The organism is Snodgrassella sp. M0351 (assembly GCF_016100575.1).
Lineage (GTDB): Bacteria > Pseudomonadota > Gammaproteobacteria > Burkholderiales > Neisseriaceae > Snodgrassella > Snodgrassella alvi.
Map to the genome: position 1 here is coordinate 906,335 of NZ_JACFSG010000001.1, position 14,309 is coordinate 920,643.

Below are 14,309 nucleotides of genomic sequence, written 5' to 3' on the forward strand. Positions count from 1 at the left end.
AATTTTTGACAGGCAATTAACTTAATAAGAATAGGAATTTAAATGTCACTGTTTGCTCGTTTATTTGGTAAAAAATCTAAAGATACAGATACCACGGTAGGTGAAAATACAAATAATAAACAATCAATAGGATTAAGTGTTGTATTTAAAGGCTCTCTTAATTTTGATAAAGATAAATTATTAGATAAATTAAGATATCTGGATTCTTCAATAACAAATGTCAAATACGAAACCCCTGCCGGAGAGCTTGAACAAGGCGTTTTTGCTTTAATAAGCTGGGGAAAACACGTAGTTAAACTTATCGGTTTCAATGCGCCTTTTCCTGCTGATGCATTGGAAACTTGTGTTGAGCCAGCACATTATAGTGAAGATATCAAAAATCAAGTTCGTAAAAATGATAGTCATGTAATTTTGTACTATACAGGACATGATGAAGATGTAATACAACAATACCTGGCTTTGTCCCGTCTGGCTGCGTGTTTTGAAGAATTTAATGCATTAGCAGTTATTAATGAAAACGCTCATTCTTCACTCCCTGCAAATGTTTTAAGTAACTTACTTAGTGACGAAAACAGTGCACAGAGTTTATGCGATTGTTTACCGCTATTTTTCTGCGGATTTGTTAAATATATTTTAGAAGACGTTAAAGGTGTCTGGATGCGCACTTACGGTGCTGATGTATTTGGATTGCCTGATTTTGCTGTATTAGCAAATAACCATGATGAAGGTTCTGACTATTTCGATATGTTTGGTAATATTTTATCGTATCTGCGTCAGAGCGGAGCAACTATGAATTCCGGGGATACAATGGAAATTGGCGATAATAAAATGATGTCATTACGAGCTCCACAAGAGGATGAATACTTCCTGAAAGATACAGGTAATGTTTTGGTTGTAGAGATCGGTAAATAATTAAACAAATCAATAAATTATTCTTGAGCAGAAATTATCGATTATTAAGCAATATAAAACGACTTCCGATATTAAATTTGATATCGAAAGTCGTTTTATATTTGGGTAAATTAAAAAATAACTGTTTCTTCAATCAGATATGCAAATACAATCAATCATTATTTTAAATGTCACGATATCAGATAGTTACCTTACTGCTTCTATTTATTTAATGACATAATGCTTATTGTGCACAGTAATATCTGCTACTCTGTGCTCAGACTGAAAAATATCATAAGCAGGCTTCAATTCGCTCCAGAAAGGCATATAAGCTGAGTTTTGAAACTTTTGCATATTTAATGCTGTCATTCTGAATGGAAAAATATGAATGGGTATCCGCTTCTGTCCGCTGTTTATAGCTTGATTAACAACAGCATAGATTTGTTCTATTCCCTTGTCAGTCATAGCATAGCAACCGATGGACACGCAGTTTCCATGAATCATGATAAAGCTTCCTGTGTATCCATTGGCACGGTCATAGGCATTCGGGTAGCCGATGTTAAAAGCAAGATGATAATTACTATTTGGTTTTAATAGATTTTTCTCGGTTGCGTAAAATCCTTCCGGACTTTTGCCATCACCTTCGGCTTTTTTAGGTCCCAGACCACCTGAATATGTACAGATATCCCATGTCCTGTATAGCTGATAATTATTATTTTTGTGCTTATACCATATTTCTAATATTCCTTCCTGTTTGAATATTCGCAGATAAATTTTGTCACCGCTAACAGGAGGAGAAACTGCTACAGCCGTATTTTTTACATCTATAGTTTTAATTTTCTGGTCAATAGTATAATTTCTAAAAAATAATGCTACACCTGCAACTATGCCCGCGAATCCGATGACAATCATACAGATAGTCATTAATCTTCGAGATAGTGTCTTTACCGGATTTTTTTTATTAGCGAAAAAAGGATAAATAATTAATCCGATGCTTCCGATAAATATCAATATGGGAAGTAATATCATTAATGGTTCGCTAAATAATACAGACATGATTTGCTTCCGTTGAAACTAAGTTACCCAGCAGTTAATCAGAAAACTGAATACAGAACAAACAACTGATTTACCTATACAATTCTATCCTGTGGGTTTCTTCCTGCCCAGTCGCATACGAACTGCCATGCTACTCTTCCTGAACGGCTGCCACGGCTCTGGCTCCAATTTAATGCTGCGCGTCTTGCTGTTTCATCCAGATTCAGACCAGCTTCTTCCAGCCAGTTCTGTACAGCCTGTAAATATGCATTCTGATCAAATGGGTAAAAGCTTAGCCATAAACCAAAACGATCCGATAAAGATACTTTTTCTTCGACGGCTTCCTGAGGATGAACTTCTCCGCCATTGCCTGTATGAGCCACATTGTCTGCCATATACTCAGGCATTAAATGCCGGCGGTTGGATGTAGCATATACCAATACATTGTCACATCGCTGAGACAATCCGCCATCAAGGGTAGTTTTTAATGCTTTGTAAGCATCATCGCCATCTTCAAAAGATAAATCATCGCAGAACAGAATGTATTTTTCCGGTCTGGCGCTTAGTAAAGAAAGTAAAGCAGGTAACGTTAACAAATCACTTTTATCAACCTCAATCAGACGCAACCCCTGATCTGCATACTGATGCAGTAACGCCTTAACCAGTGATGATTTTCCGGTACCACGTGCTCCTGTCATTAATACATTATTTGCCGGTCTGCCGGCAAGAAACTGTTCTGTATTACGTACCAGTTGTCGGCGCTGCTCATCAACAGCTGCCAGACAGTCCAGAGAAAAGGTATGCGGATGCGGCAAACTTTCCAGAATACCCTTGTTACCTAATTTATGCCAGCGGTAAGCAACCGCCGTCCAGTCAGGTTCCTGAGCCAATGGTGGCAAAATGGCATCCAGCCGCTGTAACACTGTTGCAGCCAGATTGATAAATTCCTTACGTTTCATCTATTTCCCTTTAGTTTCTAGAGCTATGATCTATGAATGTTTTTGCAATATTAATGCAAAAGGTGCATCATTTATCCGGTTAATAAAAGCATATTTCAACACTGCTATCTGCTGTTGCGGTAAGCTTCGCGCCCATGTTTGTATTGTTTCCGCTTCAATTTTTCCCTGCTCATGACCCGGATATAAAACTGCAGCCAATACACCATTATCGGTAAGAAGGTTTAATCCGCTTTGCATTGCCTTAAGAGTGGTATTGGCTTGGGTTGTACAGTTTTTATCTCCGCCGGGTAAATATCCAAGGTTAAATATGATGGCACTAACCTTACTCTGAATATACTCACTCAGATGTTCATGTCCGGCATGAATTAACTGTACCCGCTCACTATAACCGGCTTTTGCCAGTCTGTTACTGGTAGCTTTTAATGCACTTGCCTGTATATCAAATGCAACTACTTTACCCTGGGCACCGACGCAAGAGGCCAGAAACAAAGTATCATGCCCGTTACCAGCAGTAGCATCAATGACTGTATCTCCAGCCTTTACTGTCTGCTGAATGTTTTTATGAACAAAATCCAGAATATTGAGAAGCATAAATTGATTTGTGCTATCTGATAATTAGATAGCCGCCAAGGCTATCTTTAAGATAAATAAGCATTAAGCATATCAGATTATATATTAACAAAATGAGCACGCATACTATGAATAGTAATTTTATTTATCTGTAATGCTGATACCAGAATAAAATTTGATACATATTAAGTTTAGGAATGCCAGACTCTTACCTCACATTCCTAATTCACGCAAAAAGCGAATGTCATCAGCCCAGCCGGATTTCACTTTTACCCAAACCTTTAAAAAAACTTTTGTTTCAAACAATTTTTCCATATCCAGTCTGGCTTCAGTAGATATCTTTTTCAGTTTTTCCCCGCCTTTACCAATTAAAATGCCCTTTTGGCTTTCCTTATCTACCAGAACTGCAATATAAATCCGGTAAAGTCCGTCTTCCTCGGTAAACTGTTCTACTTCGACATTCATAGCGTATGGTAATTCTTCACCAAGATAACGAAACAGTTTCTCCCGCACAATTTCCATAGCAAGAAATCTTGCCGATTTGTCTGTCACCATATCTTCAGGATAGAGCGGAATACCTATTGGCAGCATGGGCTTGAGAATATGCACAAGTTGAGCCACGCCCAGTCCGTGCTTTGCACTCACCAGAGCAACCTGAGTGAATTTATATGCCTGCTGTACTTCATCAATAAAGTTCTGCAGTACACTCTGGTCTTTTGCCTTTGCCTTATCGACCTTATTAATTACCAGCACTACCGGAATATGTGCAGGTAATTGTTGCAGTACTTCTCTGTCTGCATCCGAAAAGCGCAATGCTTCAATCACAAATACAATAACATCCACACCGGCAACTGCCTCAGTAACATTCTGATTGAGACGGTCATTAAGTGCATTGCGGTGATAAGTCTGAAAACCGGGGGTATCTACAAATATCAGCTGTGCTTCATTATCGGTATAAATACCATTAACTTTATGGCGAGTAGTCTGGGCTTTTTTACTGGTGATACTGATTTTCTGACCAATAAGGTGGTTCATTAATGTGGATTTTCCCACATTAGGCCGGCCAACAATTGCAACAAAACCGCAGCGAAAATTTTCTGACTGAGGAGGATAATTGTAACTGGATACTTCAGACATACATTCTTTCTTAAATGATACAAATAACCATAAAATGGTTGATAATAAGCTGAATTATTTCAAAACAAGTAAAATGAATTCTGCTAAATAACACATTGCAGATACCAATTATAAACTACTAAATTACCTGAATATATACAGTTTTATTCGAACGATTTCAGAGAAATGGAGTCATTCTTACTGAACAAATACTTTATGAATACTAAGTAACGAAAGACCTCAGAGTGATTAAACAATATTTTCAAAAAGTTTATTTACAATAAACGGATGAAGTTTACTAACTGGCATCATATATAACCGTCCCCAGAAATTATGATTTTTTACTGAAGCGATCAGATAAAGCATTTTTTTATCCGGCTGCTGGGTATTATCAGTAATACGCAGACAAAGACAAACATCTAAATGAGAATCTTTAATCTCTAAAGTAAGTTTATCAGCAGTATTTTCAGTAATAGTAAAGAAATGTGCTGAATTTGTTTCACCGGATTGAATCCTCTCCTCATCCAGATAAGTAAATCCCTCTATAGTACGTATGCCAGCAGGTCTAACTATATTATCTCTGATTTTAAATAATATTCTTAGCCATTCAGGCTGACGTGATGTCATCATTTTATATGCTTCAAAAGCTGTAATATTTTTACCGATTTCTTTTTTCTGACAATCAAGATAGTCCGGTTTATCCGTAATCAGGCTAACACACTCGGGTAATTCATTCAGTATTTCAGAAATTGATTTTGTTTTTCCCATTATTTCCCCTTTATTGTAAGACAATAAGTAATAACAATATGGCACCTTCAATGTATTGTAACTTATTTATTTTTTCTAGGTTTAGCTGCCGGAAACTGCTTTTCTAACCAAACAAGAGCTGTTTGTGCGGTTTGTTGTTCTGCTTCACGCCGGCTGTGTCCGGCTGCTTCAGTCTGAAAGCCGGTTTCTCCTAAATCACATTGCACTACAAATTGTAAATCATGAACATCACCAATCTGATCTACAATCCGATATTTTGGCAATGGCATATGTCGTGCCTGCAAGGCTTCCTGCAGACGTGTTTTTGCATCTTTTCCACTGTTCTGAGGATTAATATTACGGATGCGGTCTGCGTATAAATGTCTTACGACAGTCTCAGCAGTATTAAAATCTGCATCAAAGCTTACTGCGGCAAATAATGCTTCCATAGCATCAGCCAGTATAGATGGCCGCCGGAAGCCACCGCTTTTTAACTCACCAGTACCCAGCAATAAAGCATCTCCGATTTTTAGTTCAGTTGCAATCTGAGCCAGTGTTTCCTGATTAACCAGATTCGCCCTCATTCGTGAAAGCTCACCCTCTGTCAGGCGCGGAAATGCATTAAACAGCATTTTAGCTACAGAATAATTTAAAATCGAATCACCAACAAATTCAAAACGTTCATTGTGTAATGCACTGTAACTGCGGTGAGTTAAAGCCTTCAGCAATAAATCAGACTGCTTAAATTGATAGCCAAGCTTTTGTTGTACATATTTCAAAGCATTTTCATGGCGTACATCAGTTTTTCTCATTTAACCGTCTTTGATAATAAATAACCATAATTATATAAACAAAGCGCAAGAAAAAATCTTGCGCCCGGTATCAGATATTACTGAATCTTCGTACCGATTCGTTTCATATCACCCATATTCAGCCATACCAGAAAGGCTTTACCTACAACAAGCTTATCATCTACAAATCCCCAGTAACGGCTATCTTCACTATTGTCGCGATTGTCACCCATCATGAAGTATTTTCCTGCAGGAACGGTACAACTAAACCCACTGCCATCAGCATCATAGTTACACAATTCCCGATCTGGAAAATCAGTATGTACTGCTTGCAGAATAACTGGGGGTTGCTGAGGCATTTTCAGTATCTGAATTGATTTATTGCCAAGCTTCTCGGTTACCTGCTGAGCCTGCATATTGATATTCCCATACTGAGGAAGCTGTTCCGAATAATTATAAATTTTCTGCTCATCAATATCAGAGATTACTTTACCATTGATTGACAGGGTTTTATCCTTGTATGTAATAACATCACCAGGTAGACCGATTACCCGTTTAATATAATTTATACGTGTATCTCGGGGATAGTTGAATACAATCACATCACCACGTTCTACTTTGTTGACCGGAATAAGTACATTATTCAGAATTGGCAAACGGATACCGTAAATAAATTTATTTACCAGAATAAAATCACCGGTGATCAGACCCGGACGCATAGAACTGGAAGGAATCTGAAAAGGTTCAGCTAAGAAGGTGCGCAGAACAAATACCACCAGAATAATCGGAAAAAAACCACTCATGTAATCAGTAAAATGATTGTTATCTACATGCCCCGGATTTTTTTTCTTCAGGCTACGATGGATAATCCAGGCTATTCCTGTTAACAATACAAAAATCAGCAGAACTGCGGTAAAGCTCATTTTGTATGACAATACACCAAATGCACCTACCAGAATCAGCAAATACCCCCACTGTAATGCTCCGCTCCATTCTCCATTTTCTTCACGCTTTTTTGAGCTTTTGAAAAATAGTAGTATCCCCAGCACCAATAGTATTGCTGCACCAATAATCATCGTGTTTGACATTTATTAATCTCCAACCTGTAAAATCGCCAGAAAGGCAGATTGTGGAATTTCCACATTACCCACCTGTTTCATACGTTTTTTACCGGCTTTTTGTTTTTCCAATAATTTTTTCTTACGGGTAATATCGCCGCCATAACATTTGGCCAGCACATTTTTGCGCAGAGCTTTTACGTTTTCACGCGCAATAATTTTACCGCCGATTGCCGCCTGAACAGCAATATCAAACATTTGTCTCGGAATCAGCTCACGCATTTTAGCTACCAGCTCTCTGCCGCGATGAACTGAATTACTGCGATGAACAATCAGACTGAGCGCATCGACTTTTTCACTGTTAACCAGAATATCCAGTTTAACCAGATCTGCAGCCCTGAATTCGAGAAACTCATAATCAAGCGAAGCATAGCCGCGTGAAGTTGATTTCAGCTTATCAAAGAAATCCATCACAACTTCATTCATTGGCATTTCATAAGTCAGCATTACCTGCCGGCCCATGTATTGCATATTTCTCTGAACACCGCGTTTCTGATTACACAATGTCATTACCGCACCGACATATTCCTGCGGCAATAATATAGTTGCCGTGATAATAGGCTCATAAATTGCTTCAAGTGTACCGATATCAGGTAATTTAGACGGATTTTCAATCTCTAAGCGTTCACCGCTTTTCATTAATATTTCATATACCACTGTTGGTGCAGTGGTAATCAGATCCATATTAAATTCTCGTTCAAGCCTTTCCTGGACAATTTCCAGATGCAGCAGACCAAGAAAACCACAGCGAAAACCAAATCCCAGTGCCTGTGAAATTTCCGGTTCAAATTTCAGTGCAGCATCATTAAGCTGTAATTTTTCCAGAGCTTCACGTAATGCATCGTAATCGTGACTCTCAACAGGATATAAACCGGCAAACACCTGTGGCTGCACTTCTTTAAAACCGGGTAAAGGTTCGCTGGCCGGCTCCCGCACCAGGGTAATCGTATCACCTACTTTAGCCGAACCAAGCTCTTTGACACCGGTAATTAAAAAGCCTACATCACCGGCTTTTAATTCCTGCTTCTGTACAGATTTGGGTGTAAATATACCTAATTGTTCTACCTGTGTTTCGGCTCCTGTGGCCATGAAACGAACTTTATCTTTCAGACGTACCGTTCCGTCGACCATACGTATCAGCATTACTACGCCAACGTAATTATCGAACCATGAATCAATGATTAACGCTTTTAACGGTGCATCATTTTTACCAGTAGGTGCCGGTACTTTTTTTACAATCTCTTCCAGTACATCCTCAATACCGATGCCGCTTTTAGCAGAACAGCGTACAGCATCAATGGCCTCAATTCCAATAATATCTTCTATTTCTTCTATGACCCGTTCAGGCTCTGCTGAAGGTAAATCAATCTTATTCAGAACGGGCAAAACCTCTACGCCCAGGTCAATAGCTGTATAGCAATTGGCTACAGTCTGAGCTTCTACACCCTGTGATGCATCTACCACCAGTAATGCACCTTCACAGGCAGAAAGAGAACGGGATACCTCATAGGAAAAGTCTACATGCCCCGGGGTGTCAATCAGATTAAGCTGATAAACCTGCCCGTCACGAGCTTTATACTGTAAAGCTGCAGTTTGAGCTTTAATTGTAATACCGCGCTCTTTTTCAATATCCATGGAATCGAGTACCTGTGCACTCATTTCCCGATTTTCAAGACCGCCACAATACTGAATAAAACGATCAGCCAGTGTCGACTTCCCATGGTCAATATGGGCGATAATAGAGAAATTGCGTATATTGTTCATGTAAGCCAATAATTCAAATTAATTCAGACAGCAACATTCTGGTAAATCAATACCAGAAAACCAGAAAATAACTGCTTATTTTAGCGGAATGTACTGTAGTGCGCCCAAGAATTTATAATAATTCAGAAAAGCTTTTAATTTTCAAACATTAGAGCTTAAAAGCTTTCATTAAATACATCATTCAGGGCAAAGTGCTAATAAGTTAACGGATTTTTAAATAATCACACCTTAAGCAGATATTTTAATGTTCAAATTAAATTTTAAACTCATAAAATAAATTTTAAGCGGTACAAAAATTATTTATTAGCAAAGCGATACTATATTATCCTGCCATAAATTTTATCTGACAAACATAGAAAGTCACTGCCAGAAAGACTACAATATCTTTAACTCAGATGTTTATTTCAATGAAAGTAGTTGTATGCTAAAAATCAGCACACAGTTTGATGGTGGTAATATTGAGATTGTCGATGCCAGTGATCCGGCTAATATCCAGCTCAAATTACCTAAAGACAATGCGGCCGAATTTCGGCAATGGTTTTATTTCCGTGTACAGGGTGTTGCTTATCAGAATATTCGCCTGAACTTCATTAATACAACTGAATCTGCCTATCCGGAGGGCTGGGTAGATTATCAGGCAATGTGCTCTTATGATCGCATCAACTGGTTTCGTGTTCCTACAATTTTTGAAAACGACATATTAACTATTTCTCATACTCCGTTATCCAATAGTGTGTACTATGCCTACTTCGAACCTTATTCATATGAGCAGCATCTGAATTTACTAGGTGACAGCCAGAGCAGCGGCTTATGCCAGATAGAAGATTTAGGCAGCACTATTCAGGGACGCGATATTAATCTGCTGACAATTGGCAATCAGGTTGCCAGCGATTTGAAAATCTGGGTGATTGCGCGTCAGCATCCTGGCGAAACTATGGCTGAATGGTTTATTGAAGGTCTGTTAGGCCGGTTATTAGATCATCAGGATCCGACAGCACGTGCTTTGCTGGATCAGGCTACATTTTATATTGTTCCGAATATGAACCCTGATGGATCCGTACTTGGTAATCTGCGTACTAATGCTGCCGGTGCAAATCTCAATCGCGAATGGTTGCAGCCCAGCATGCAAAACAGTCCGGAAGTTTATCTGGTACGTGAAAAAATGCATGAAACAGGAGTGGATTTATTCCTGGATATTCATGGCGACGAATCTATTCCTTATGTATTTCTTTCAGGTAATGAGGGAATTCCTTCCTTCGATGACAGGCTGCATTCGTTACAGGAAATGTTCAAACAGGCCTTTCTGGTAGCAAGCCCAGATTTTCAGGATAAATATGGTTATGAAAAAGATGAACCGGGTAAAGCCAATTTGAATATTGCTACTGCATACATTGGCGAAACCTTCAAATGTTTAGCTTATACACTTGAAATGCCATTTAAAGATAATAATCAATGGCCGGATGACGATTTTGGCTGGAACGGCCAGCGTTCTCTGCGTTTGGGGGAGGCAATTTTAAGCCCGATTTACTCTATACTGGATAGTTTGCGTTAAATCAGTCATATTGTTTCCAAAGCCTGAGAGATATTTCAGGCTTTTTGTATTTTTTAGTAAAATCAAATGATTAATAATTACATACGCAGCATAATAAAGATGCATTATTTGTAATCAAGTTGTCTTTTATCCATTATCAATATAGGAAACAATCATGAAAAGAAGCATACTTGTATACAGCATCATCGGCATTATTTCTCTGGCAGCCTGTTCAAGGGATGATTCAGAAACATCTAAAGCAAAACTAAGCTGCAATAGTGAGCAGCTTCGCAGTCAGATTCAGCAAACCCTGCAGACAGGTATCAATAATAATGTTCACCAGTTCGCTCAAAATGACAGCCGTCAGTTTGTAGATGCAGATAAAGTAATCAATGCCAGCCATGATTTATCTGTAGCCGTATCTGATGGCAAGCTGGATAAAGACAGTAATGGTAATCCTGTTTGCAGCAGTGAGCTAAAAATTACCGTTCCCACTAATATTTGGCAGCAAATTCAGACGAATGCACCGTTATTATTTGGTAAAACCGATTTTATTGCCCATCTGAATCAGCAGTTGCAAGGTAATGAAGTTACTCTGCATGATAATGTTTTTACTAAACCTATCCAATATGCACCTGTTTCAGACAGAACAAATGCTAATGCGGCATCTGTAACTAATTCCGCCAGCAAATTTGATCAGACTGGTATTCAGACTTTAAGTACTGTTTTAGGTAATGCACTATTACCCTATGGTATCAAGGATACAGTCATGATTGCCGGACATATGTACAATCGTGCAGATGCTATTAAGCTAATCACTAATCCCAATGCCCAGGTTTTACCATTAGATCGCCTCAGCCCGGAAGCTCAAAAGGCTAGTGATATTCTTAACGGTCATTCTTTAGCAACAGAGAATAATAATCAGACTGATAACAATCATGTTATCCAAAACGATATAACTGCTGATCAGTTGCAGCAGGCACGGGATAATAACCGCAATGCCAATAGTGTTATCAATGCAAAATGGCATAATCTGAACGATACTGTTCGTAATACCTTGCAGCAGGAAGAACAGAAATGGATAGCCCAGAAAACCAGTCAGTGTCAGGCAAAAGCGGCTAAAGCCGGTTCGCCCGCTCAGGCGGAACTAATACGGCTGGAATGTGATACACTAATGATTAATGAACGTATTAAGTATCTTAACGGTTATAGCCTGCATTAATTCGTCATTATTAGTCTGGACATCAGTATTATTTTTTATATTACTGGTGTCTGATCCTACATATTTAATAAATAAAGTATAAACATGTCGGATCGGAAAATTATTCATATTGATATGGACGCTTTTTATGCGTCAGTAGAATTACGCGATCGTCCCGAACTTCAGAATAAACCTGTTGTTGTAGCATGGGATGGACCAAGATCAGTAATTTGTGCTGCCTCGTATGCGGCTCGCAAATATGGATTACATTCTGCTATGGCTGTATCTACAGCTAAGCGATTATGCCCTCAGGCAATTTATATTACTCCGGATTTCAATAAATACCGTGCAGTATCCCAGCATATTCACAGTATCTTTAGCCGCTATACACATCAAATTGAACCCTTATCTTTGGATGAGGCTTATCTCGATGTCACTAATTATCAGGGCAAACTGCCTTATGCCCGGGATATTGCCAGTGAAATACGCGCATCAATTTTGTCAGAAACCGGTTTGACTGCCTCCGCCGGTATTGCTCCTAACAAATTTCTGGCTAAAATTGCTTCTGACTGGCGCAAGCCAAACGGTCAGTTTGTTATTGCCCCTTCGCAAGTAATGAATTTTTTGCAGAAATTACCATTAGGTAAAATTCCCGGAGTCGGTAAAGTAACAGAACAGAAAATGCATGCCTTAGGCTGGAAAATAGTCGGAGATTTAAGTCAGGTAAGCTTATCTGTTTTAGTGCATCATTTTGGTCGCTGGGGATACCGGCTGTTTGATCTAGCTCAGGGGCGTGATGACCGCGAAGTTACTCCTGAACGTAACCGCCAGCAGATATCTACGGAAATTACACTTATCGAAAATGAAAATCTGATTGAAATCGCCCGCCATCTGCCCGACCTGGCACAAACATTGGTAGAAACAATGCAGCAGAAACAGTTGCAGGGAAATTGTGTAACTTTAAAATTAAAAACTGCTGATTTTCAGATTCATACACGTTCGCAGACCTACTCTTCTCCTTTACCTGATGCTGAAGCTTTGATTGCTGCTGGACAGGATTTACTCAAACGATTACCGGACAATGGCGAACAATTCCGGCTGATTGGTCTGGGTATCAGCCATTTCTATCAGCATGAATATCAGCCTGATTTATGGGCTTCTGAAAATGCATTCTGATGATACATCCCTAAAACAATTTCCGACTACATCGCACTACATTTTTCTGGCTTAAGTTAACAAAATAAAGGATAATGAGGCTGTCAGGCTGCAAGCGGGAGTAAGTAGCCCTTTATCAGAAAAAGTAACATCACAGGAGTTACCATGAGTCACATTAAAATGCCGACAGAAGGTCATAAAATCGTTTCTGGCCAAGCTATTCCGAATGATCCAATCATTCCTTTTATTGAAGGGGATGGTATTGGTGTTGATATTACGCCAGTGATGAAAGACGTTATTGATGCAGCAGTAACGAAAGCCTATAACGGCTCCAGAAAAATTGTCTGGATGGAAGTTTATGCCGGTGAAAAAGCCACTAAAGTTTATGGTGAAAATGTATGGTTACCGGAAGAGACACTGGAAGCCATTAAAGAATATAAAGTTGCAATCAAAGGACCGATGACTACACCGGTAGGCGGCGGTATTCGTTCACTGAATGTTGCCATTCGTCAGCAACTGGATTTATATCAGTGTGTACGTCCTGTACAGTATTTCAAAGGCGTACCTTCTCCGCTTAAAGATCCTAGTAAAGTTAACATGGTTATTTTCCGTGAGAACACTGAAGATATTTATGCAGGTATTGAATGGTTTGCAGAAACAGCAGATGCTAAAAAAATTATCAATTTCCTGCAAGGTGAAATGGGTGTTACCAAAATCCGCTTCCCTGAAACATCCAGCATTGGTATCAAGCCTGTTTCTAAAGAGGGTTCACAACGCCTGACCCGCGCAGCTATACGTTATGCTATTGATAATGACCGAGACAGTGTTACCATTGTTCATAAAGGTAACATCATGAAATTCACCGAAGGCGGATTCCGTGACTGGTCTTATGAAGTGGCTAAGAATGAATTTGGCGCAACTTTAATTGGTGATGGACCATGGTGCGAATTTAAAAATCCGAAAACCGGTAAAAATATCGTCATTAAAGATTGTATTGCTGATGCATTCCTGCAGCAGATTTTGCTGCGTCCGGCTGAATATGATGTGATTACGACACTGAATCTAAATGGTGACTACATTTCAGATGCTCTGGCTGCTCAGGTTGGTGGTATCGGTATTGCCCCGGGAGCCAATATCTCTGATGAATATGCCGTATTTGAAGCAACACATGGTACTGCACCTAAATATGCCGGTCAGGATAAAGTTAATCCGGGATCTATTATTCTGTCTGCCGAAATGATGTTACGTCATTTAGGCTGGAAAGAAGCTGCAGATTTGGTTATTACCTCAATTGAAAAAGCCATTGCCGACAAAATTGTCACCTATGATTTTGCCCGTATGATGGAAGGTGCAAAAGAAGTCTCCTGCTCTGATTTTGGTAAAGCTCTGATTGAACGTATGTAACTTTTCATATCATATATTCACAAAACC

At 39.1% G+C, this 14,309-nt stretch carries 12 protein-coding genes and 1 pseudogene; 5 read left to right on the forward strand and 8 right to left on the reverse strand.

Going from position 1 to position 14,309, the window contains the following annotated elements:
- Positions 1–42 precede the first annotated feature (42 nt).
- The gene (locus tag H3V01_RS04090; RefSeq protein ID WP_198186058.1) at positions 43–912 is read left to right on the forward strand and encodes a DUF4261 domain-containing protein; all 870 of its coding nucleotides are present in this window, start codon (positions 43–45) and stop codon (positions 910–912) included.
- Between the two features lie 204 nt (positions 913–1,116).
- Here H3V01_RS04090 and H3V01_RS04095 read toward each other — a convergent pair whose 3' ends face one another.
- The 8 genes and pseudogenes from H3V01_RS04095 to lepA all read right to left on the reverse strand — a co-directional run bounded on the left by H3V01_RS04095 (position 1,117) and on the right by lepA (position 8,991).
- A complete protein-coding gene (locus tag H3V01_RS04095; protein ID WP_198186059.1) occupies positions 1,117–1,947 on the reverse strand; it encodes a L,D-transpeptidase family protein in 831 nt (276 codons plus the stop codon).
- Positions 1,948–2,021: 74 nt separating this feature from the next.
- Positions 2,022–2,885, reverse strand: coding sequence for an ATP-binding protein (locus tag H3V01_RS04100; RefSeq protein WP_084548429.1), 864 nt, complete (start codon positions 2,883–2,885; stop codon positions 2,022–2,024).
- Positions 2,886–2,915: 30 nt separating this feature from the next.
- A pseudogene (locus H3V01_RS04105) lies at positions 2,916–3,482 on the reverse strand (class I SAM-dependent methyltransferase); the annotation flags it as partial.
- Between the two features lie 186 nt (positions 3,483–3,668).
- Positions 3,669–4,592 carry a GTPase Era gene (gene era, locus H3V01_RS04110; RefSeq protein ID WP_037394944.1) on the reverse strand — a complete coding sequence of 308 codons (924 nt, stop codon included), beginning with the start codon at positions 4,590–4,592 and terminating at the stop codon, positions 3,669–3,671.
- A 228-nt stretch (positions 4,593–4,820) separates the two neighbouring features.
- Complete coding sequence (locus tag H3V01_RS04115) at positions 4,821–5,339, reverse strand: DUF2867 domain-containing protein (RefSeq protein WP_198186061.1); 519 nt, start codon at positions 5,337–5,339, stop codon at positions 4,821–4,823.
- Positions 5,340–5,401: 62 nt separating this feature from the next.
- Positions 5,402–6,130, reverse strand: coding sequence for a ribonuclease III (gene rnc / locus H3V01_RS04120; RefSeq protein WP_198186062.1), 729 nt, complete (start codon positions 6,128–6,130; stop codon positions 5,402–5,404).
- A 77-nt stretch (positions 6,131–6,207) separates the two neighbouring features.
- Complete coding sequence (lepB, locus tag H3V01_RS04125) at positions 6,208–7,197, reverse strand: signal peptidase I (RefSeq protein WP_198186063.1); 990 nt, start codon at positions 7,195–7,197, stop codon at positions 6,208–6,210.
- 3 nt (positions 7,198–7,200) lie between these two features.
- Positions 7,201–8,991, reverse strand: coding sequence for a translation elongation factor 4 (gene lepA / locus H3V01_RS04130; protein WP_198186064.1), 1,791 nt, complete (start codon positions 8,989–8,991; stop codon positions 7,201–7,203).
- A 421-nt stretch (positions 8,992–9,412) separates the two neighbouring features.
- On the opposite strand from lepA, the gene H3V01_RS04135 reads away from it, so the two are divergent.
- From H3V01_RS04135 to icd, 4 genes are all read left to right on the forward strand, one after another.
- The gene (locus H3V01_RS04135) at positions 9,413–10,543 is read left to right on the forward strand and encodes a M14 family metallopeptidase (protein ID WP_198186065.1); all 1,131 of its coding nucleotides are present in this window, start codon (positions 9,413–9,415) and stop codon (positions 10,541–10,543) included.
- Between the two features lie 154 nt (positions 10,544–10,697).
- Entirely contained in the window at positions 10,698–11,744 is a 1,047-nt protein-coding gene (locus tag H3V01_RS04140; RefSeq protein ID WP_198186066.1) for a lysozyme inhibitor LprI family protein, read from the forward strand.
- A gap of 84 nt (positions 11,745–11,828) precedes the next feature.
- Positions 11,829–12,899: a DNA polymerase IV gene (dinB, locus tag H3V01_RS04145; protein ID WP_198186067.1), complete on the forward strand. Its 1,071-nt coding sequence runs from the start codon at positions 11,829–11,831 to the stop codon at positions 12,897–12,899.
- Between the two features lie 144 nt (positions 12,900–13,043).
- Positions 13,044–14,282, forward strand: coding sequence for an NADP-dependent isocitrate dehydrogenase (gene icd / locus H3V01_RS04150; protein WP_198186068.1), 1,239 nt, complete (start codon positions 13,044–13,046; stop codon positions 14,280–14,282).
- Positions 14,283–14,309 lie beyond the last annotated feature (27 nt).

Coding starts and splice junctions, on each gene's coding strand:
- H3V01_RS04090 (WP_198186058.1), top strand. CDS start 43: ATGTCACTGTTTGCTCGTTTATTTGGTAAAAAATCTAAAGATACAGAT.
- H3V01_RS04095 (WP_198186059.1), bottom strand. CDS start 1,947: ATGTCTGTATTATTTAGCGAACCATTAATGATATTACTTCCCATATTG.
- H3V01_RS04100 (WP_084548429.1), bottom strand. CDS start 2,885: ATGAAACGTAAGGAATTTATCAATCTGGCTGCAACAGTGTTACAGCGG.
- era (WP_037394944.1), bottom strand. CDS start 4,592: ATGTCTGAAGTATCCAGTTACAATTATCCTCCTCAGTCAGAAAATTTT.
- H3V01_RS04115 (WP_198186061.1), bottom strand. CDS start 5,339: ATGGGAAAAACAAAATCAATTTCTGAAATACTGAATGAATTACCCGAG.
- rnc (WP_198186062.1), bottom strand. CDS start 6,130: ATGAGAAAAACTGATGTACGCCATGAAAATGCTTTGAAATATGTACAA.
- lepB (WP_198186063.1), bottom strand. CDS start 7,197: ATGTCAAACACGATGATTATTGGTGCAGCAATACTATTGGTGCTGGGG.
- lepA (WP_198186064.1), bottom strand. CDS start 8,991: ATGAACAATATACGCAATTTCTCTATTATCGCCCATATTGACCATGGG.
- H3V01_RS04135 (WP_198186065.1), top strand. CDS start 9,413: ATGCTAAAAATCAGCACACAGTTTGATGGTGGTAATATTGAGATTGTC.
- H3V01_RS04140 (WP_198186066.1), top strand. CDS start 10,698: ATGAAAAGAAGCATACTTGTATACAGCATCATCGGCATTATTTCTCTG.
- dinB (WP_198186067.1), top strand. CDS start 11,829: ATGTCGGATCGGAAAATTATTCATATTGATATGGACGCTTTTTATGCG.
- icd (WP_198186068.1), top strand. CDS start 13,044: ATGAGTCACATTAAAATGCCGACAGAAGGTCATAAAATCGTTTCTGGC.